16 protein-coding genes are annotated in these 21,020 nt (G+C 69.1%); 7 read left to right on the top strand and 9 right to left on the bottom strand.

Features of this window, described 5'->3' with window-relative positions; translation table 11 throughout:
- Nucleotides 1-53 precede the first annotated feature (53 nt).
- Nucleotides 54-1,088 (bottom strand): NAD/NADP octopine/nopaline dehydrogenase family protein, encoded by a 1,035-nt coding sequence (locus FNH24_RS23815; protein ID WP_152364727.1) that lies wholly within the window; start codon nt 1,086-1,088, stop codon nt 54-56.
- Between the two features lie 81 nt (nt 1,089-1,169).
- Between FNH24_RS23815 and FNH24_RS23810 the strand changes: the two genes are divergently transcribed.
- On the top strand, nt 1,170-1,868 hold the full coding sequence (locus tag FNH24_RS23810) for a GntR family transcriptional regulator (protein WP_161606285.1): 699 nt from the start codon (nt 1,170-1,172) through the stop codon (nt 1,866-1,868).
- 74 nt (nt 1,869-1,942) lie between these two features.
- Here FNH24_RS23810 and FNH24_RS23805 read toward each other — a convergent pair whose 3' ends face one another.
- The 4 genes from FNH24_RS23805 to FNH24_RS23790 all read right to left on the bottom strand — a co-directional run bounded on the left by FNH24_RS23805 (nt 1,943) and on the right by FNH24_RS23790 (nt 10,121).
- A complete protein-coding gene (locus FNH24_RS23805) occupies nt 1,943-3,139 on the bottom strand; it encodes an amidohydrolase family protein (protein WP_152364725.1) in 1,197 nt (398 codons plus the stop codon).
- 84 nt (nt 3,140-3,223) lie between these two features.
- Nucleotides 3,224-4,063 (bottom strand): PHP domain-containing protein, encoded by an 840-nt coding sequence (locus FNH24_RS23800; RefSeq protein WP_152364724.1) that lies wholly within the window; start codon nt 4,061-4,063, stop codon nt 3,224-3,226.
- A 56-nt stretch (nt 4,064-4,119) separates the two neighbouring features.
- The gene (locus tag FNH24_RS23795) at nt 4,120-9,006 is read right to left on the bottom strand and encodes an NAD-glutamate dehydrogenase (protein ID WP_152364723.1); all 4,887 of its coding nucleotides are present in this window, start codon (nt 9,004-9,006) and stop codon (nt 4,120-4,122) included.
- Nucleotides 9,007-9,125: 119 nt separating this feature from the next.
- The gene (locus FNH24_RS23790) at nt 9,126-10,121 is read right to left on the bottom strand and encodes an iron-siderophore ABC transporter substrate-binding protein (protein ID WP_152365050.1); all 996 of its coding nucleotides are present in this window, start codon (nt 10,119-10,121) and stop codon (nt 9,126-9,128) included.
- A 152-nt stretch (nt 10,122-10,273) separates the two neighbouring features.
- Between FNH24_RS23790 and FNH24_RS23785 the strand changes: the two genes are divergently transcribed.
- On the top strand, nt 10,274-10,747 hold the full coding sequence (locus FNH24_RS23785; RefSeq protein WP_152364722.1) for a DUF2505 domain-containing protein: 474 nt from the start codon (nt 10,274-10,276) through the stop codon (nt 10,745-10,747).
- 591 nt (nt 10,748-11,338) lie between these two features.
- On the opposite strand, the gene FNH24_RS23780 is transcribed toward FNH24_RS23785, so the two are convergent.
- A complete protein-coding gene (locus tag FNH24_RS23780) occupies nt 11,339-11,986 on the bottom strand; it encodes a class I SAM-dependent methyltransferase (protein ID WP_152364721.1) in 648 nt (215 codons plus the stop codon).
- Between the two features lie 72 nt (nt 11,987-12,058).
- Nucleotides 12,059-12,934, bottom strand: a complete 876-nt coding sequence (locus FNH24_RS23775; protein ID WP_152364720.1) for an AraC family transcriptional regulator — start codon at nt 12,932-12,934, stop codon at nt 12,059-12,061.
- Nucleotides 12,935-13,018: 84 nt separating this feature from the next.
- On the opposite strand from FNH24_RS23775, the gene FNH24_RS23770 reads away from it, so the two are divergent.
- Genes FNH24_RS23770 through FNH24_RS23750 form a run of 5 tightly spaced genes read left to right on the top strand, consistent with a single transcriptional unit; the run spans nt 13,019 to nt 17,829 of the window.
- On the top strand, nt 13,019-13,645 hold the full coding sequence (locus FNH24_RS23770) for a GDSL-type esterase/lipase family protein (protein ID WP_152364719.1): 627 nt from the start codon (nt 13,019-13,021) through the stop codon (nt 13,643-13,645).
- Nucleotides 13,642-14,871, top strand: coding sequence for an MGH1-like glycoside hydrolase domain-containing protein (locus FNH24_RS23765; RefSeq protein ID WP_175047912.1), 1,230 nt, complete (start codon nt 13,642-13,644; stop codon nt 14,869-14,871). Before FNH24_RS23770 ends, FNH24_RS23765 begins: the two co-directional genes overlap by 4 nt.
- Entirely contained in the window at nt 14,868-16,106 is a 1,239-nt protein-coding gene (locus tag FNH24_RS23760) for an ABC transporter substrate-binding protein (RefSeq protein WP_152364718.1), read from the top strand. The genes FNH24_RS23765 and FNH24_RS23760 overlap by 4 nt, the downstream gene beginning before the upstream one ends.
- Before the next feature lie 5 nt (nt 16,107-16,111).
- Nucleotides 16,112-17,002, top strand: a complete 891-nt coding sequence (locus tag FNH24_RS23755) for a carbohydrate ABC transporter permease (RefSeq protein WP_246187040.1) — start codon at nt 16,112-16,114, stop codon at nt 17,000-17,002.
- Nucleotides 16,999-17,829, top strand: coding sequence for a carbohydrate ABC transporter permease (locus tag FNH24_RS23750; RefSeq protein ID WP_152364716.1), 831 nt, complete (start codon nt 16,999-17,001; stop codon nt 17,827-17,829). Before FNH24_RS23755 ends, FNH24_RS23750 begins: the two co-directional genes overlap by 4 nt.
- 35 nt (nt 17,830-17,864) lie before the next feature.
- On the opposite strand, the gene FNH24_RS23745 is transcribed toward FNH24_RS23750, so the two are convergent.
- Nucleotides 17,865-19,295, bottom strand: coding sequence for an ATP-binding protein (locus FNH24_RS23745; RefSeq protein WP_152364715.1), 1,431 nt, complete (start codon nt 19,293-19,295; stop codon nt 17,865-17,867).
- Between the two features lie 61 nt (nt 19,296-19,356).
- Nucleotides 19,357-20,985 carry an L-glutamate gamma-semialdehyde dehydrogenase gene (gene pruA / locus FNH24_RS23740; RefSeq protein ID WP_152364714.1) on the bottom strand — a complete coding sequence of 543 codons (1,629 nt, stop codon included), beginning with the start codon at nt 20,983-20,985 and terminating at the stop codon, nt 19,357-19,359.
- Nucleotides 20,986-21,020 lie beyond the last annotated feature (35 nt).

The following is a 21,020-nucleotide window of genomic DNA, read 5'->3' as shown; positions in this document are numbered from 1 at the left end:
TCCTTTCGACCCTGCGGGTTCCCCGCTGCTCGACAGCACTGCGGGATCTCCGCTCAATGGAGCGCCCCGGCACATCCCGCCGACGCCGGTCGTGCGCTGACCGCGTCGAGGAAGGCCTGGACGACCGAGCTTTCGGCCCGCAGTGGCTGGCCGAGGCGTTGCTCGGCCGTGCTGATCACAGATCTGAGCTGAGGTACGTCGACGCCGAGCCGGTCCGCCACCCCGACATAGCCGGCGAGCCCGTGCGGGATGTCGTCGAGCAGATAGCGGTGGCGCAACGACGTCGGCGCCGGCACCGCCGCGAAGCCGGGAAAGCTGTCCAGGCATTCGCTGATCGTCGATCCGGTCAAGCCCTGGTCCTCGTAGAACCGCAGCATCCAGTTCATGATCGACACCGGCTCGCCGCCGAGCCGCTCGACCAATTCGAGCCGCTCCGCGTCGACCGCCGCCAGTTGTTGATCAAGCTCGGCCGACAGCCCGTCGCGGAACAACGGGAACTCCTCACCGCGGGCGATCCGGTCGGCGTTCAACATCATGATCACCGGGTGCAGCAGGTGATTGGTGTTGGACAGCGAGGTGGTTGCCAGCTCACTCGGCACCAGATCCGGCAGGTGGCCACGGACCGCGGTGAGCACCTCGTCGGTGGCGGCATGATCGATTCCGGCGATCGGCAGCGCGCGCTTGATGCCGCGCAGCCGGATGGTGCCCTCGCCTTCACCGATGGCCGGGAAGCCGGTCGCCTCGGCCACCACCGGCGGCTCGACGCCCCACCGGTCGAACAACTGCCGAACCCGTACCGCGGCGCCGAAGCCGCCCGGCGCCACCAGCAGCACCCGGCCGGCCAGCAACTCGCGGTGATCGGCCAGCATCGGCTCCAGCCGATCACTGGTGGTCACCGCGACGTAGACATCGGCCGTCGGCCGGTCGATCACATGGACCTCGATCGGTCCCGCATACATGCCCTCCAACCGGACGGCCCCGCGGGTCCGGCCGGGTCCTCGGGAGAGCAGCACAGCCTGGCCGCTGCAGCGGGACGCGAGGCCCGCCACCGCAACGGCCTGGCTGTCACCGATTACGGCCAAAGTCACGTGAGCCTCCGCATCAGGGGTTAAGATTCCACAGGAACGCTACAAGAATTTCAGACGCATGCCTAGGTGATCCGGACACCGGTGGACGATGCGCGCCAGGGTGGGTGCGCCGCCGCCGACCCGTACATCCAGCGAGGGAGGTGTCAGGTCTCCGTGGAGCTCCTGGCCGAGAAGGCGTACGCCGCGATGAAGCACGACATCCTTTCCTGCGCGCTCGCGCCCGGGGAGGTGATCAACGAGAAGGCGCTCGCCGCACGCATCGGCACCTCCAAGACACCGATCCGGCACGCCATCAACAAGCTCGCAGCGGACGGTTTCGTCGAAGTCTTCCCGCGCCAGGGCACGATGGTCAAGCACATCTCGATCAAGGACATCAAGAACGTCTACCTGGTCCGCGAGCTGACCGAGCCCGGCACCAGCGCCCTGGCCGCCAGCCGAGCGACCGCCGAGGACATCGCGCTGCTGGAAGATCTGGACGAACGGCTGCTGGACTCCGGCACCGAATCCATCGATCTGGAACAGCACGCCGCGTTCCACGTCGCGGTGGCCGAGATCACCCGGGTGCCGCAACTGATCACGATCATCGCCAGCCTCCATGATCAACTGCGCTGGTTCCTCGCCGCCCAGGCCGCCGACCACGGCCCGAAACCGCCGAAGCGGAACCACCGCCGGCTGCTCGACGCGATCCGCACCGGCGACGCCGACGAAGCCCGATCGATCACCGCCGAAACGATCGACCTCTCCCGCACCTGGATGCTCAACAGCATGCTCGACCGCTAACCCCCACCCCCTCCAACCCCGACTTGTCAGACTCTCACCACGCTATGACGTGGTGAGAGTCTGACAAGTTGGGGTCAGGGGAGGCGGTGGCCGCGGAGCCAGACGGCGCGGACGTCGTGGAGGGCGGTGATGTCGGTGAGCGGGTCGCCGGCAACGGCGAGCAGGTCGGCGTCGTAGCCGACGGCGAGGCGGCCCTTCCGATCACTCAGGCCGCAGGCAACCGCTGCCCGGGAGGTGCTGGCCCGCAGCGCCTCGGCCGGAGCGATGCCCAGGTCGGCGACCTGCCCAATCGCGTACGGCAGCACGTCGTGCGGCTTGAGGATGGCGATGCCGGCGTCCGTGCTGATCGTCGTGAACGCCCCCGCCTGCCAGAGCCGCCGGAGGTTGGCGATCAACTTCGGCAGCCGAGACACGATCCCCGGTGGCAGTGCCGCACCGGTCACGGGGGTCATGCCGAGGGTGAGGCCGAGCACGATCCGGCGGTCGACCAGCGTCGAGACCAACCGGTCGGACGGTACGGCGACACCGTCGGCGGTCATGAAGGTGACATGCTCGAGGCCGTCGACTCCCGCCTCGACCGCATCGGTGATCGCCGGCAGTCCGTGGGCATGCGCGGTGACCGGCAACCCGTACCGATGCGCCTCCTCGACGACCACCCGCAGCTCTGCGACGCTGAACTGCGGCAGCTCGACCTTCGTGCCCTGGGTGAGCATGCCGCCGCTGGCCATGATCTTGATGACGTCGACCCCACGATCCGCGTGCTCCCGAACCGCCGTGCGCAGCCCGTCGACCCCGGCCGCGCCGCCGCCGAGAAAGTGACAGTGTCCGTCCGGAGTGGTGATCGGCGGCCCGGCGACCAAGATCGTCGGCAACGTCGGATCCGTCTCGACGGCTGACCGCAACTCCAGCCCGAGATAACCGCGGTCGCCGAGATCACGCACCGTCGTGATGCCCGCGGCGGCCGCCCGACGAGCGGCGGTGATCATGGTCTCCCGGACGGCCTCGTCGTCCCGCCCGGCGAGCGCGGCCACGGGGTCGACGCTCGCGTCGAAGGCAAGATGGACGTGGTTGTCGATCAGTCCCGGCAGCAGCGTCGCTCCGGGCAGCTCCACCACGGTCCCCTCCGGACCCCCGTCGCCGGATCCGATCGCCGTGATCGTGTCGCCGTCGAGGGCGACCCACGGCCGCTCGACCGCTCGGTCACCCACCCCGTCGAACAGTCGCGCCGCGCGCACCACTGTGAGCCGCGGCCGCTCCACCGCCGTCGTCATTCCCTCAGTGTGCGCGTCCAACACCGCCCCCACTCCGAGTTGTCAGAACTGAGTTGTGCCAGGGCACAACTCAGTTCTGACAAGTCAGCGCATGGCGGTGAGTTCTTGCAGGCGGGAGAACATCTCCGGGTCGGTGGTGTTGCAGCCGAGGTCGTGATCGACCTTGCCGACGCCGTGATAGTCGCTGGAGCCGGTCATGATCAGGCCGAGGCTGCCGGCCAGCCGGCGCAGCTCCTTGCGTTCGGCCGGGTTGTGATCTTGGTGATCGACCTCCACCCCGTCCAGACCGTGCTCGTCGACCAGCCGCTCCAACACCTCGGGAGGCAACAGGCGCTTACGGCCGCGGCCCCATGGATGGGCGATCACGGCGACGCCGCGGGCCTGGTGCACCAGGTCGATCCCGCGCTCCAGGGACACCGTGTAGCGGGAGACGTGGGCCGGGCCGCCGTCGGCCAGGAACCGGTCGAAGGCCTCGGTCCGGTTGGCGACGTGGCCGGCCTTGACCAGGGCGTCGGCGATGTGCGGCCGGCCGACCGACGGGCTGTCGCCGACCTGCGCCAACACCTGCTGCTCCGTCACCGGCACGCCGAGCTCGGCCAGCTTCGCCAGCACCGGAGCCAGCCGGCCGGACCGGCCCGACCGGATCTTGATCAACTCGCCGGTCAGCGCCGGGTCCTCCTCGTCCATCCCGTACGCCAGCAGATGCACGCTGTGCCCCTCGCGGGAGGTCGACATCTCGACGCCGCGGATCACCCGGACGCCGTGCTGCTCGCCCGCGGCAACGGCCTCGTCCAGGCCGTCGAACGTGTCGTGGTCGGTCAGGGCGACGACGTCGAGGCCGGCCGTCGCGGCGCGCCGGACCAGCTCCGCCGGTGCGTCGGTGCCGTCGGAGACCCGGGAATGCGTGTGCAGATCGATCCGCATGGACCTAACCGTATTGGGCCCTGACGGGCGATCCGCGCCGGGTTCGACCGGTGAACTCATTCGTCGGCCGGCAGCAGCGACCGGACCAGCCGGAGCCCCACCGACATCCGCGCCAGATCGGACCGGCCCTCGGTGACCAGCCGCAACTCGCGGACCACCTCGCGGACGCTCGGATTCGTCCGTTCCCACTCCTCCACCAGGGATTCCGGCTCACCGTCGCCGAGGACCAGCGCGGTCAGCTGGGCGTGCACCGTGTGCAGGTCGTCCCGCAGCGCCGCCCGGGCCATGGTCTGCCACCGGTCGGAGCGCGGCAGCCGGATGATCTGGGCCAGCAGCCGGTCCAACCCGAGCCGCTGCGCCACCAGGAAATGCACCCGGGCCACCCGCATCAGGTCATGATCATCGCGGCGGGCCGTCTGGACCACGGTCAGGGCACCGTAGGCCGCCGGCAGGGCGGCGATCGCCGAGGCCAGCTGTTCCGGCACCCCGGCCGCGGTGTATCCGCCCATCCGGTCCCGGTACGCCTTCAGCTCCCGGTCCGCCAGCAGTTCGGGCAGGGCAGCCGTGACCGCGCTCACGCCCTCGGCCAGCTGTGCCACCGCCGCGCTGATGTCCACCGGCCGGCGCCGGTTGTTGACCAGCCAGCGAGTGCCCCGCTCGACCAGGGTGCGCACCTCGAGCCGGAGCGCGGTCTGGATCGCGGCATCGACCGTGTGATCGAGTTCGGCGATCCCGCGCCGCAGGTCGTCGGCGGCGAAGATCGACCGGGCCGCGATCTGCGCCCGGATCAGATCGGCCGCCTCGGCCCCGGTCTCCGCCGACAGCCGGTGATAGCAGGTGGTGCCGGAGATGTTGACGAAGTCGTTCACCACCACGGTGGCGACGATCTCCCGGTGCAGCCGGTGGTCCGGCATCTGATCGGCGTAGCGCTGCCGAAGCGCCGTCGGGAAGTAGCCGACCAGCCGCTGGTTCAGGTACGGGTCGTCCGGCAGGTCGGAGGCGATGATCTGATCCTCCAGAACGATCTTGCTGTACGCCATCAGGACGGACAGCTCGGGCGCGGTCAGCCCCCGCTTGTCGCCACGCCGCTGGGCCATCTCCTCGGTGCCCGGCAGGAACTCGATCTCCCGGTCCAGGTGCCCGCCGTCGGCCAGCCGCTCCATCCAGTCCTCGTGCACGCCGGCCATCGCGTAGGACTGGTAGACCCCGTTGGCCAACGCGAGATTCTGCTCGATGTTGTGCGTCAGCACCAACTCGGCGACCTCGTCGGTCATCGAGGCCAGCAACGAATCCCGGTCGGACTCCGACAGCCGGCCGGCGGCGATCTCGGCCTGCAGCAGAATCTTGATGTTGACCTCGTGATCGGAGGTGTCGACGCCGGCGGTGTTGTCGATGAAGTCGGTGTTGATCCGGCCGTACTCCTCGGACCGGCTGATCTTGGTCGAGGCGTACTCGATCCGGCCGAGCTGGGTCAGGCCGAGGTTGCCGCCCTCGCCGACGCAGCGGGCCCGCAACTCCGCGCCGTTCACCCGGAGCCCGTCGTTGGCCTTGTCCCCGACCTGGGCGTTGGTCTCCGCCGTGGCCTTGACGTAGGTGCCGATGCCGCCGTTCCAGAGCAGGTCGACCGGCGCCTTCAGGCAGGCGTTGATCAACTCGCTCGGGGTCAGCTTCTCGATCTTCTTGTCCAGCCCGATCGCCGCCCGCAGCTCCGGCGTGATGGTGATCGACTTCATCGTCCGGGGATAGATCCCGCCACCGGCCGAGATCAGCGACTGGTCGTAGTCGGCCCAGCTGGACCGCGGCAGCCCGAACAACCGTTCCCGTTCGACGAACCCGGTCTCCGGGTCCGGCGTCGGATCGATGAAGATGTGCCGGTGATCGAAGGCGGCGATCAGTTTGATCTTGCGGCTGAGCAGCATCCCGTTGCCGAACACGTCGCCGCTCATGTCGCCGATCCCGACGACAGTGAACTCCTCCGCCTGGCAGTCGATCCCCATCTCCCGGAAGTGCCGGCGGACCGATTCCCAGGCGCCGCGGGCGGTGATCCCCATCGCCTTGTGGTCATAGCCGGCCGAGCCGCCGGAGGCGAAGGCGTCGCCGAGCCAGAAGCCGCGATCGACCGAGATCGCATTGGCCACGTCGGAGAAGGTGGCGGTGCCCTTGTCGGCGGCGACGACCAGATAGGGGTCGTCCTCGTCGTACCTGATCACATCCCGCGGCGGCACCACCACCCCGTCGACGATGTTGTCGGTCAGGTCGAGCAGGCTGGAGATGAACAACCGGTAGCAGGCCGTCCCCTCCTCCAGCCAGGCGTCGCGATTGGACGGGTCGGGCAGCCGCTTGCAGACGAAGCCGCCCTTCGCGCCGACCGGGACGATCACCGCGTTCTTCACCATCTGCGCCTTGACCAGGCCGAGGATCTCGGTCCGGAAGTCCTCCGCCCGGTCCGACCAGCGCAGGCCGCCGCGGGCCACGGCGCCGAACCGCAGATGCAGCCCCTCCAGCCGGGGTGAGTAGACGAAGATCTCGTACGCCGGCCGCGGCTCGGGCAGGTCCTCGATCTGGCGCGGCAGCAACTTGAACGCCAGCGCCGCCCGGTTGGGCTGGAACGCGTTGGTCCTGATCATGGCGCCGATCACCGCGAGGTAGGAGCGGATGATCCGATCATGATCAAGACTCGCCACGTCGTTCAGCGCCGTGGTCACCTGCTCGGTCAGCTCGGTCACCGTGGCCTTGCGCCGCTTCGCGGCCCCCTTGCCCTGATCACCGGGAGCATGATCATCATCACCGGCGAGGCCGAACTTGGCCTCGAACAACCGGCTCAGGGTGCGGGCCAGGTCGACGTTCGCGGCCAGCGCCCGGGCGATGTAGGCCTGACTGTACGGGGCGCCGGCCTGCCGTAGATAGCGGCCGATCGCCCGCAGCACCGCGACCTGCTGCCAGGTCAGCTCCGCCCCCATCACCAGCGCGTTGAAGCCGTCGTATTCGCTCTCGGCCAGATAGGAGGCGGCGAACGCGTCGGTGAAGCGGTGCCGGGCCTCCCGGGACCAGTGCACCCGTTGCTCCCGGCCGCCGGGGATGGTGAGCCCGAAGTCGTAGATGAACGCGCGTTGATCACCGGCCAGTTGCAGCTCGAACGGGCGCTCGTCGACGACGTCGACCCCGAGCACCGACAGGTGCGGCAGCACCTTGGTCAGCGACAACGGGTCCAGCCGGAAGATCTTCAACCGCAGGTCGGCCGGGTCGTCGGCCTTGTCCGGAGCGTAGACCACCATCGACATCCCGATCTCGGGGTCGATCGCCGCCAGCGCGCCGAGGTCCATGATCGCCTGCCGCGGCTCGTACTCCTCCTTGTAACCCTCGGGCAACGCGCCGACCAGGGTGGCCAGCGTCTGCTGCGCCTCGGTGGTGACGAGCTGATCGGCGAACTCGTCGTTCCAGGACCGGGTGGCCGCGGTCAGCTCGCGCTCCAGTGACCGGACGTCGATCTCGCCGACGGTGGTGCCGACCCGCATCCGCATCACGAAATGCAGCCGGGCCAGCACCGACTCGCTGACCCGGGCGGTGTAGTCGATCTGCTCGCCGTCGAAGGTGTTGATCAAGACCTGCTGCATCCGGCTGCGGACCGCGGTGGTGTAGCGGTCCCGCGGCAGATAGACCAGGAACGAGACATAGCGGCCGTAGCTGTCCCGACGGACGAACAGTCGGACCTGGCGCCGCTCCTTGAGGTGCGCCACCTTCTCCACGATCTGGTAGAGCTCGGCGACCGAGGCCTGGAACAGCTCGTCTCGCGGATAGGAGTCGAGCACGTCCATGATCGCTTTGCCGCCGTGGCTGTCCGGGTGATAGCCGGACCGGCGCAGGATCTCCTTCGCCTTCTGCCGCAGCACCGGGACCCGGGTCACCGCCTCCGAGTAGGCGGTCGAGGCGAACAGGCCGAGGAACCGCCGCTCACCGGTGACGGTGCCGTCGTCGGCGAAGGTCCGGATCCCGATGTAGTCCAGATAGGCCGGCCGGTGCACCCGAGACCGGTGATCATCTTTGGTGATCACCATCAGCGCCGGCCGGCCACGGCCGGCCAGCGGCAGCGCGTGGAACGTGTCCGGCGCATCGGTGTCGGCCCGCAGAATGCCGAGCCCGGTCGCCGGCACCGGCCGGTAGGTCGCTTGGTCACCGCGGACGTACTCGTACTCGCGGTAACCGAGGAACGAGAACTGTCCGTCGTTGAGCCACTGCAGCAGTTCCCGGGCCCGCGCCGCCTCGGGATGATCATCTTCGTCCAGCCCGCTGAGCATGGCGATGGTCTCGGTCGACCGCTGCACCATCTTGCGCCAGTCCGAGACCGACTCGTCGACCAGCCGGAGCACCTCGTGCAACCCGTCGGTCAGCCGGTCGACCGGGTCGCCGTCCTGCTCGGCCGGCGGCGGCGGCAGGATCTCCAGGTGCATCCAGGACTCGGCGATCACGCTCGGATCGTTGCCGGCCTCGGACTCCCGGACGATGTCGATCAGGTCGCCCGCCAGGGTGCGGCGGACCGTGAACTGCGGGTGGAACACCTCGCGGATGCTCCAGCCCTGCCGCAGCACCTCCATCGTCACGGAGTCGACCAGGAACGGTCGGTCGTCGGTGACGATCTGGACCACGGTGGTGCCGCCGGTGGTCCAGCCGTCGTCGGTCTGGCTCGGCGTCCGGACCGCGATCGAGGCCCGCGACGGCGGCCGCTCGGTGGCCAGCCGGAAGTGGCTGACCACCAGGCCCAGCAGATCCTCGGTCGCCCGCTCGTCGATGTCGGCCGCGTCGACGTGCCGGAAGTAGTGGGTCAGGAAGTGCTTGACCGCCTCGGCGTCATGGCCGAACTTGGCCGCGATCGCCGCCCCTCGCTCGGCCAGCCGCTCGATCTTCGCCGACTTCTCCCGCTCGAGCTCGACCTCGAATGTCGTCACCACACCCGCCTGTTCACCTGTTCGCCGAACCACACACCACGGTGGTCTTACTCCGACCCTAATCCTCCATCAGTTCCGGCGAGACGGCGGACAGGCGAACGAAATTCCCGGTGTGTCGGTCAGAGCTTGCCGAAGATCCCGTCCAGGTCGGTCAGGCAGGCCCGGCCGGCGGAGGTCGAGTAGCCGTCCCACCAGTTCACCGCGCTCACCGGGAACGCCCGGCCGGCCGCGACCGCGGGCAGCCGGCGCCACAGCGGGCCTTCGGTGACCTTGCTGAACATCCCGCCGGAGTCCTTGGCCGAACCGCCGCCGCCGCTGAAGTAGACGATCACGTCGGCGTCGGCCAGCACCGGCACGTTCTCCTGGCTGAGCGAGATGTAGGTGGCGTCGGCCTCCTTGGGCTCGTTGGACTTCGGTCGCCGTACTCCGCACTGGGCCAGCAGGTCCGCTGGGAAGATCACGCCGGTGAGGATCCGTACCTCGTCGGCGGTGAACCGCACCAGCGCGACCGTCCGCTGGTTCAGCCGGTCGGCGTGGGTGTCGGTGAACGTCTTGACGGCCGCGTCGAACTCGGTCAGCCGACGCTCGATCTCCGGCCGCGCGCCGAGCAGGTCGCCGACCGTGACCGCGGTGTCGCGCCACCGGGCCCGGTCGGACGTGTTCAGGAACGGGACGGTCGGGGCGATCTTGGACAGCGGCTCGTACAGTTCCTCGACCCGGGCCCGGCTGCCGATGATCAGATCCGGCGCCAGGGCGGTGATCCGCTCCAGGTCGATCTCGTTGAAACCGAGCGGCTGAAAGCCCTCCGGCGGCCTCGGCAGATAGTCCGGGACCGAGACCTCGCCGGCCAGTGTCTCCGACGCGATCAGCGGGACGCCGGCCTCGAGCGAGGTCTGCAGGCCGGCGCCGGCGTCGAGGGCGATGATCCGCCGCGGTGCGACCGGGATCTCGGACCGGCCCAACGGATGTTCGACGGTACGGGTCCCGGCCGGGCCGGTCGCCTCACCGCCCGGCGTCGCACAGCCGGCGAGTCCGGCGCCGGCCCCGATCACCGTGGTCCAGCCGAGCAGGTCCCGCCGGGAGATTCCGCGCTGCGGCGCGGCCATGATCATCATGGCGGGATGTTACCAAGGCAAGCCTTACTTGACCCACTTCTCGATCGGCCCGCCGGACCCGCTGAAATCAAACGGTCGTCGCCGCGTCGCGGACGGGCAACTGAGCTGTCTGGTGTCGTGGCCCCGGCGGCGGCCGTGACAGACTGCCGCCCATGGAGATCTCTGCCCGGGTCGAGTTCGCTGCCGACCCCGACCGTGTGTTCGCCATGGTGACCGACAAGCAGTATCTGGATCGGGTCTGCCAGGCCAGCCACGCCGACGCCTACGAGACGTCGGTCGACGGGACCACCACCCACACCAGCCGGACCCTGCCGTCGCCGGAGATGGCTGCCCGTTTCACCGGCCCGACGCTGAACGTCGTCGAACGGGTCGAGTGGGGCGAGCCCGGTGCCGACGGCTCCCGTACCGCGGCCGTGACGCTGAACATCCCCGGCCAGCCGGTCGAGATGAAGGGCAAACTGGAGCTGACCCCCGGCGGCCCGGGCACTGTGCTCCAGTTGACCGGCGACCTCAAGGTCTCGATCCCCTTACTGGGCAGGAAACTCGAGCAGTCCGCCGCCCCCGCCGTGCTGGCCGGCTTCGACGTCCAGCAGAAGGTCGGCTCCGATTGGCTCGCCGCGGCCTGACCGGGCCGGAAACCTTGACGACCTCGATCGGCAAGCGCTCCTGGCCGAGGCTCTCCGCGCGCTGGCGTACCAACACCTGCGGCCCGCGTGATCATCGAGTGTGACGATACGTACGTGAATCGGCACCTGGATCTGCGTCGTTAGCGTCACAGTCGATGGGTCCGGGCTGGGCTAATGGAAGTAAAAGACGCGCCAAGGCGGGCGGGTTGAGCGGGGGTCGAGCTTGGCCGCCGGCCGCCGGAAGGTTGTCCGGGGGTCGGTCCCGGCTGCTCGGCGCGGTTCGCTTGCCGAGTGGACGCGTTGGCCACGCTCCGGGCGGAAACTCGCGGCCAACCGGTCCACTCGCGTAGGTCGACGACCCGTTCGGGAGCCTGCCGGCCCTGAACCGGAAGCCGGCAGCCTCAGCCTCGACCCGCTCGCCCCGCCCGTCCCTTAGCGCGTCTTTCCTTACCCCAGACCAAACTCGGCGTGCGCGGGAGTGCGGCACGAAACGGCGACGGCACCCACTTCCTGCCGAGTTGTCAGAACTGAGTTGTGTCATGACACAACTCAGTTCTGACAACTCGGCGGGAGGGAGGGTGGGAGAAAAGGTCAGCGGCGGCGGAGCAGGACGACGACGTCGGTGAGGAGGGCGGTCTCGCCGTTGGGGCCGGTGGCTTCGCGGGAGCGGTCTTCGGCGATCAAGGTTTCCCAGTCGGCGTGGGTCAGGGCGAGTTCGGCGACTTCCTGCTGCGGGCTGAGGAACTGGTAGTCGTCATGATCATGATCATGCTTGCTCCAGGGCGGGAAGGCGCCGTGGGAGACGATCAGCAGGTGACCGCCCGGCGCCAGAGTGTCAGCGGCGCGGCGGAGGATCGCCGACCGGTCGACCTCGACCGGGGAGTGGAAGAAGCAGGCGGAGACGAGGTCGTGGTGCTCGCCGGCGCCGGTCCACACGGCGAGGTCGGTGGCCGCGAACGTGATCGATTCCGCCACCCCGGCAGTCGTCGCCGCGGCCCGGGCGCGGCCGATCGCGGTGGTCGAGACGTCCAGCCCGGTGACCTGCCAGCCCTGCTGGGCCAGCCAGATCGCGTCGCCGCCCTCGCCGCAGCCGAGGTCGAGCGCCCGCCCGGCCGGCAGCCCGGAGACGACGTCCACCAGCACCCGGTTGGGCCGCCCGGACCAGACTCGTTCCGACGCGCCGTAGTGCCCCTCCCAGAACTCGGTCAGGGTCGCCGCATGATCATGATTCGGTTCCATTCCACCACTGTCGCCGGGCTCGACCGATCGGGCAAGCTTCTTTGCCGTTCTGGCAACCCTGCTCGGACCGGGTCAGTCGCCGTTGGTCCGGGTCGGGCGGTAGCCGCTGACCGTGGACATCAGCCGGTACTGCCGCGGGGTCAGCCGATACCGGTCCTTGAACAACCGGTAGAAGTGACTCAGGTTGGGGATGCCGCAGTCGCCGGCCACCCGCGCGACCGGGCGATCGGTCATCCGCAGCTGGGCCGCGGCCCGGGCCAGCCGCAACTCGTTGATCAACTCGGTCGCCGTCTGGCCGGTCGACTCCCGGATCACCCGGTTGACGTGTTCCCGACTCCGGCCGGCGAGGTCGGAGAGCGCGCTCACGCCCCGGCCGAGCGCGCCCGGCTGGTCGGCGAGCTGCCGCAGCGCCCCGGTAAGCCAGTCCGGCAGGTCGCTGCGCTGCGGGGGCGCGATCAGGTCGCAGAGCAGCTCGAGCAGGAAGCGTTCCAGCCGCAGTCGGGTCGGCGGGCCGGCCACCAGCAGTGACGCGAGCTCCCGCAGGCGGTCCAGTTGCACGGCGTCCAGCCGGAAGATCCGCGGCAGGCCGTCCGCGGACCAGGCCCACGGACCGTCGGCGAAGTAGCGCTGCTGCAGCGACTCCAGGGTCTCGCTCGGGAACGAGACCGTCACCTGGGTGAAGGCGACGTCGGCGACCGGGCGGACCCGGTGCACGTCGTGGGGTCGAAGGAAGACCACATCACCCTGCTGCCACCGCTGCCGGTCGCCGTTGACCAGATGCTGCAACTCGCCCTGCTCGATCCAGGTCAGTTCGGCGAAGTCGGCGTGGGTGTGCAGCCGGCCCTGGAACGTGGCGCCGGAGGCGCGCCGGCCGACGTAGTAGTACTCGCCCGGCAGGACGTACTCGTCGAGCCGGAGGATCCTCGGCGAAATGTCCTTTGAGTACAACTTCTGGCCCCCTGAGCAGAAGAAAAGTCACTTCAGAGCATATACGTTCTGGGTGCTGCGAAGTTTGCCCAGCAAAGGAGAGGGATGCAGGCGAGGATCGACACCGGCCGGGACACCGGTCCGGGCGCGGACGGGCCCGGACTGGTCGGCTACGGCCACTCCTGGGTGTACGGCTCCGGAGCGGCCGACGGCTCCGGTGGCTTCGCGGCCCGGGCCGCGCGAGACCTCGGCCTACGGCTGGACAACCGGGCCGAGAGCGGCACGCTGAGCACGGACACCGCGACCCTGGTCGCGGCCGAGCCCCCGGCCCCGGCGGCCGCCTACCTGATCATGACCGGTTTCAACGACGCGCGGCGGTACGGCGACGACCCGGCGGCCGCGGCGGCCTACGCCGACGCCCTGGCGACCGTGCTCGACGCGTGCCGGGCCGCTGCCCCGGCCGCCCGGATGATCATGATCGAGCAGCCGTACATCGAGGACTACTCCGGCCACGCCCCGTTCGACCGCGGCTCCGACGCCGTGGTCGACCGGTACAACCGGATCCTCCGCGAGGTCGCCGGCCGGCAGCCGGAGACCGAGGTCGTCCCGGTCGCCGGCTGGCGGCCGCGGACCATGATCGCCGCCGACGGCGTCCACCCCAATGATCATGGTCATCGCCGGCTGGCCGAGACCGTGGTCGACACGGTCAGCACGGAACGGGTGCGATCATGACCACCGAACTGACCGCCGCCGACCGGGACCGGGTCCGGCAGTTGCTGGGCGACCACTGGCGCGACGACCTCGGGTTCTGCGTCCCCAACCCCGACACCTATCCGCACCTGTGGCTCTGGGACTCCTGCTTCCACGCGATCATCTGGGCCCAGCTGGGCGATCCCCGGGCGACCCGGGAACTGGCAGCCACCCTGGCCGGCCAACTGCCGAGCGGCTTCGTGCCGCACATGCGCTACGGCGCGACCGAGCACGGCTGGCTCGGACCGCTGGACCGGATCTCGTCGCTGACCCAGCCGCCGATGTATGCCCATGCGGCCAAAGTGCTGGCCGGCCTGGGCCAGGCGCCCGCCCCCGGCACGCTGGCCCGGGCCCGGTCCGGACTGGACTGGCTGTGGCGGGAACGCCGCGCCGACAACGGTTTGATCTTCGTCGTGCACCCGTGGGAGGCCGGCAATGATCATTCCCCGCGCTGGGACGACTTCGGTGCTCCCGGCCGGACACCGGCGGACTACAGCCGGCCCGCCCGGACGGCCTGGAACAAGCAGAAGATGCACGACGTCACCTTCGCCGCCGACGGCGCCGCCGCCTGGACGCCCGACTTCGTTGTCTGCCCCGCCGCCTTCAACGCCTACGTGGCGTTCAACCTGGCGGAGTTGGCCGATCTGCTCGGCGACGACGAGCTCGCCGGCCGGGCCGCGGAGCTCGGCGCGTCGATCGATGATCTGCTCTGGGACGAAGATCAACAACTCTGGGCCGACCTGGCCCTGGCCGGCGGCGGCCCGTCGGTCCGGATCCCGACCAGTGACGGCGTGATGGGGGCGCTGGTGACGACCGACCCGGCCAAGGCGGCGGCCGCGCTCGACCAGCTCGACGACCCGGCCCGGTTCGGCGCACCGTACGGCCCGGCCAACGTGGCCCGTGATCATCCCGCCTACGACCCGGCCACCTACTGGCGCGGCCCGGCCTGGCCGCCGCTGAACTACCTGTTCTGGCTGGCCCACCGGCGCTGGGACCGGGCCGAGTCGGCCGCCGGGCTGGCCCGGCAGACGCTCGCCGGCGCCCGGGCCAGCGGCTGGGCCGAGTACTGGAACCCCGAAACCGGCGGCGGGCTGGGCGCCCGGCCGCAGTCCTGGACCGGCCTCGTCATCGCCTTGCGGGACCCCGCGCGTGATCACCCGATCGCGGCACCACAGCCCGGATCGACCGGACCAAGGAGGTCCTCATGAAAGCCCGACTGCTCGTCTCCGTGGCGGCCCTGCTGGTCGCCGCCCTCACCGCGACGGCCTGCGCCCCGACGGCCGCGGATCAGCCGACCACCGGCACGCTGAAGTTCAGCCACAACAAGCCGTGGGACTTCGACGCGTTCTCCGCGGTGTCCACGGACAAGATCGACATCTCACTGAACAGCACGCAGTACTCCGGCGACCCGTACCGCGCGTTCATCCGGCAGTCCTTCCGGACCAAGGAGAGCCCGGGCCTGTTCACCTGGGAGGTCAGCACCGCGCTGGCCGAGCTCGCCGAGCAGGGCGTCGTCGCGGAGACCACCGACCTGTGGGACAAGGCCATCGCCGAGGGCTACGTGACCGAGGACGTCCGCAAGCTGTACACGGTCGGCGGCAAGCAGTACTGCACGCCGATCAGCGTCGACGACTGGGTGATGTTCTACAACATCAAGATCTTCGAGAAGTACGACCTCGAGGTGCCCACCACCTGGGAGCAGTTGATCACCCTCGCCGCGACGCTGAAGGCCAAGGGCGAGACGCCGTTCTGGAACCAGACCAAGACCTGGTCCTTCGTCTGGTTCCAGACGATCCTGGCCGGCACGGATCTGCAGCTGTACGAGGATCTGGCCGCCGGCAAGGCGTCCTACACCGATCCGCGGGTCGTCGCCGTGATGAACACCTGGCTCGACCTGCAGCAGCAGGGCCTGTTCAACGATCCGGGCAAGACCGACTTCGCCCGCGACCTGCTCAGCGACGGCGACGTGGTGATGGCACCGGAGGGCACCTGGTTCACCGCCGACGCGGCGCTGGCCGGGATGAAGGTCGGCGAGGACGTCGGCATGTTCCCGATCCCGCCGATCACCGCCGGCGGCAAGATCCCGGTCGCGATCGAGACCGCGCCGGCCTGCGTCGGCCAGACCTCCGATCAGCGCGAGCTCGGGCTGAAATACTCCGAGTGGTGGATGTCGCCGGAGGGGCAGACGGCCTGGGTCAAGCAGCAGGGCAATCTCCCGTTCAACCCGAAGGCCGAGCCGCCGACGGCGCCGATGGCCGAGCTGAGTGATCAACTCAACTCCGGCGACTACGCCTTCTACCTCCGCTACTACGAGGCGACGCCGGTGCCGATCCGGACCGTCGCGCTGGAGCAGTTCAGCGCCTTCCTGACCAACCCGGGTGACCCGATGCCTTATCTGGAAGCGATCCAGCAGGCCGCCGACGAATACTGGGCCGGGCAGTAGCGATCGTGCGACGCCGATCCTTCGACTACCAGGGCCAAGCCCGGAGCCTCGTCGCGCCGAGCCTGGCGCTGGTCGTGCTGGTGCTCTACCTGCCGGTGCTCTACACGTTCTATCTGAGCTTCACCCAGTACAACGGCCTCGGCGCGCCGCTGTTCGTCGGGCTGGAGAACTATGCCGACATGATCACCGGCACGGCCTTCCTGGTGGCGCTGCGCAACACGGTGATCTGGGTGCTGGGCACCCTGCTGCTGCCGGTCGGGCTGGGCCTGCTGGTCGCCTGCCTCGCGTACGGCATCAGGGGCGGCGGCCTGCTCCGGCTCCCGTTCCTGATCCCGTACGCGCTCTCCGGCGTGGCCGTCGGCGTGATCTGGAGCTTCATGCTCGGCGCGGACGGCGCGCTGACCCAGGCGTTGCGGTTCCTCAGCCTGCCCGGCAGCGAGCTGCGCTGGCTGCAGGACGCCCCGCTGAACACGGTGGTGATGGTGATCGCCGCGGCCTGGCAGGGCGTCGGCGTCAACGCGCTGCTGTTCACCGTCGGGCTGCAGTCGATCCCCAAGGAGCCGCTGGAGGCGGCCCGGCTGGACGGCGCCACCGGGCTGCGGCTGTTCGGCCACCTGATCTGGCCGCTGCTCCGGCCGTCGACCACCGTCGTCGTCGGACTGTCGATCGTGAACGGGCTGAAGACCTTCGACATCGTCCAGGCGATGACCCAGGGTGGCCCGGCCCGGGCCTCGGAGACGCTGGCCCTGACCATGTATCGCGACACCTTCGTCAACAGCGATTACGGTCTCGGCGCCGCGGTCGCCATGTTCCTCAGCGTCGTCACCGTCGCCGCGTCGATCATCTACCTCCGGCGGCAACTCGCCCTCGGCAACAGCAGCGGAGGCGGACGATGAGCGCGCGGATCGCCTACCTGGCGCGGGTCACGGCCTTGATCATCCTCGGCCTGCTCTGGCTGGTGCCGGTCTATCTGCTGCTCAGCAACGCCGGCAAGACCAACGACAGCTACTCCGGCGCCACCCTGTGGCTGCCGGGCAACCCGCTCGACCTGGTGATCAATCTCGGCCAGGTGATCACCGACACCGACCTGGCCCGCGCCCTGATCAACACCGCGATCTACAGCGTCGTCTCCCCCGCGATCGCCGTCGTGCTCGGGGCCATGGTCGGCTTCGCGGTGATCGTGCTCCGGCTGCGCCGCGGCTTCCTCTGGTTCTTCCTGATCTACTGCGGGTCGGTGTTCCCGTTGCAGATGGTGGTGATCCCCATCTTCGACGGCTACTCCCGGCTCGGCCTCTACGATTCGATCACCGGCATGGTGATCATCTATTCGATCGTCTGCCTGCCGTTCTCGGCCTTCGTGATGAGGAACTTCTTCTCCGGCATCGCCGAGTCGGTCTTCGAGGCCGCCGTGGTGGACGGTGCGAAGGTGCGGCAGATCTTCACCCGGATCTATCTGCCGATGTCGGCCAGCGCGCTGGCGGTCGTCTTCATCCTGCAGGCGACCTGGGTCTGGAACGACCTGCTGCTCGGCCTGATCCTGACCCAGAGCGAGGAGACCCGGCCGGTGATGCCGGTGCTCACCGGCCTGCAGTCCACCGAAGGCGGCGGCGCCAGCTACACCGTCGTCCTGGCAGCCGCCATCCTGGTCTCCCTGCCCACCGCCCTGCTCTTCCTGGTCTCCCAGCGCTTCTTCGCCAAGGGCCTGGCTCTGGGCCAATACTGATGCGCCCCCAACCCGTCGATCTGACGCCGCACCGGTCAGTCGCGTACTCGACGGTCGTAGGCAGTGAGGAGTTCGTCTGGTCCGATCCATGGCACGCCGTCCGCAGCGCATCCAGAACGTGCGACGGCGATCAACGGCGTGGTGGCACTCGCACCCGGAAGCTGGCCACGGTGAAGTTGGAGTCGACCAAGGTCATGAGAATCGAACGGGGCGTTCTCCAGCCACTTGATCGAACCCACCGCCAGGATCTCCTTGGCCACTGGGGACCGGTCTGCCACAACAAGATCGATCTCGGGATCGTTCGTGCGAGTCCAATAGCTCCCGATGACACCCGGTACGGTGTCCTTCCTTCGGGTCGAGGGCAGATCCAGCCGTTCGAGTGCGTCCCGGATGATCGGTTCGATGACGCGACCGCGCCAGGACGTCCACGAGGTTCGGATCCGCGCCAGCACACGGTCACCTCGGCCCCGTTCGATCTCGTCCAGATGTGGACCGAGGAACGCGAGCCAGAACCTCAGGTAGGGATCCGCCACTCGATATCGCTTGTCCCTCGGGGCCCTGGTGGACAACGGCTCATCGACGGCGATGACACGCTTCTCGATCAGTTGCTTCAGCGACCGATTCAGTGAACCCTGTGGAATTCCGCCGGAGGCCCGACCGATGTTGGTGAAGGTCCGCTCGCCGCTTCCGACCGCGCCGAGGACCGTGCGCGCCTGCACGTCGGAGGGGAATTCCGCGGCTAGTGACCGCTCCCCCGACACCAGAAGTGCCGAGATCGGGTCGCTGACGGCAACCTCGAGGTAGTCCCAGAGCGACGCCCCGCTCGGCCATTCACCACAGATCAGCGGAAGACCGCCAGTCACCAGGTGCGCGTCAAAGGCTTCCGCGGCGGCCAGGCCCAGCATGGTGCCCACTTCGGCTGGGGTGAGCGGAGGCACGACCATCTCGCTGGCCCGTTGATGAAACGGGCGGCCGTAGGAATTGAGTGCCTCCATCATCGACAGGTCGGAGCCGATGCCGATCAGCAGTAGGCGGTGCTTGGACAGTTCACGGTCGAACGCCCGCTGCAGAGTGCCCTCGAAGTTCTGGTCAGCATCGATGAGGTAGGGCAACTCGTCGAAGATCACGACACTGCCGTCATCGGCAAGGGCGGTAGCAAGCAGCCGTAGTGCCGCATCCCACGATGTCAACTCGACACCGTCGAAGACCTTTGCGCCGGGCAGGCTAGAGGCGGCTGCCTCCTCGGCAAAGAGTCGCAGTTCGTCGCGTACCGGCCTTCCGGAGGCGGCAAAGAAGAGGTACGGAACGCCCGCACGGTCCACGAACTCCTCTACCAACCGAGACTTTCCTACCCGGCGCCGACCGCGGATCAAAAGTGCCTTACCCGGCTTGCTGTCTCGATCGGTGCGGGCCCGTTGGAGGACGGCAGTCAGCCGTGCCAATGGATTCTCGCGCCCGACGAACACGTCACCTCCCAGATACTCTCATTGATGATACTAACATCAATGAGAGCACCCTCGCGGAAGTTCAGCCCTGGTGCGGGTAGTCGTGGCTGGTCGCCGGGACCAGGGTCTCCTTGATCGAGCGGGGGCTGACCCAGCGGATCAGGTTCCACAGCGAGCCGGCCTTGTCGTTGGTGCCGGAGCGCCGGGAGCCGCCGAAGGGTTGCTGGCCGACGACGGCGCCGGTCGGCTTGTCGTTGACGTAGAAGTTGCCGGCGGTGAAGCGGAGCGCCCGGGAGGCCTCGGCGACCGCGGCCCGGTCGTCGGCGATCACGGCCCCGGTCAGCCCGTACGGCGCGGCTTGATCAACTTCAGCCAGGGTGGCGGAGAACTGATCGTCCTCGAACACGTGGACGCCGAGGATCGGGCCGAAGAACTCGGTGGTGAAGACGTCGTTGCGCGGGTCGGTCGCGGTGATCACGGTCGGCCGGACGAACCAGCCGGCCGAGTCGTCGGTGCTGCCGCCGGCGATGATCTCCGCATTCGGATCCTGCTGCGCCTTCTCGATCGCCGCGACCTGCTTGGCGAAGGAGCGCCGGTCGATCACCGCGGAGGTGAAGTTGCCGAGGTCGCGGACGTCGCCGACCTTCAGCGCCTCGGTCTGGTCGACCAGGTCGGATTTGATCTTGTCCCAGACGCTGCGGGCCACGTAGGCGCGGGAGGCGGCCGAGCACTTCTGGCCCGAGTACTCGAAGGCGCCGCGGATCAGCGCGGTGCGCAGCACGTCCGGGTCGGCGCTGGCGTGGGCGACGACGAAGTCCTTGCCGCCGGTCTCGCCGACGATCCGCGGGTAGGACCGGTAGCCGGCCAGGTTTGCGCCGACGGTCCCCCACAGTTTCTGGAAGGTCGCGGTCGAGCCGGTGAAGTGGATCCCGGCCAGGTCCGGATGGTTCAGCGCCACGGAGGAGACGTCGAGGCCGTCGCCCGGCAGCAGGTTGATCACGCCGTCCGGCAGACCGGCGGCACGCAGTAGTTCCATCGTGAAGTGGGCGGCGAACTGCTGGGTCGGGCTCGGCTTCCACAGCACGGTGTTGCCGAGCAGCGCGGGCGCGGTGGGCAGGTTGCCGGCGATGGCGGTGAAGTTGAACGGCGTGATCGCATACACGAAACCGTCCAGCGGGCGGTAGTCGGTCCGGTTCCAGACGCCGGGTGAGCTGGCCGGCTGCTGCTCCCGCAACTGGCGGGCGAAGCCGACGTTGAACCGCCAGAAGTCGATCAGTTCACAGGCAGCGTCGATCTCGGCCTGCTGCACGGTCTTGCCCTGGCCGAGCATGGTCGCGGCGTTGAGCGTGTCCCGCCACGGCCCGGCGAGCAGGTCGGCGGCGCGGAGGAAGACCGCCGCCCGGTCGTCGAAGTCGGCCGCGGCCCAGTCGTGCTTGGCCCGCTGCGCGGCCTCGATCGCCGCCGCCGCGTCGCCCCGGTCGGCGGAGCCGGACCGGCCCAGCAGGTGGCCGTGGTCGGAGGGCATCCGGACCTCGAAGGCCTCGCCGCCGGGCATCCGGCTGCGGCCGCCGATCACGGTCGGCAGGTCGATCGGCCCGGCCTCGGCCAGGTCCTTGAGTCGCTCGACCAGGCTCTCCCGTTCCGGGCTGCCCGGGGCGTAGCTGCGGACCGGCTCGTTGACCGGCTCGGGCACGAAAGTTACGGCGTCCACGGCCGCGAGGCTACTCCACCGAGCGTGAAAACAGC

It is taken from the genome of Microlunatus speluncae (assembly GCF_009299835.1).
GTDB classification, from domain to species: Bacteria; Actinomycetota; Actinomycetes; order Propionibacteriales; family Propionibacteriaceae; genus Microlunatus; species Microlunatus speluncae.
This window is presented reverse-complemented; position numbering and strand designations above follow the sequence as displayed.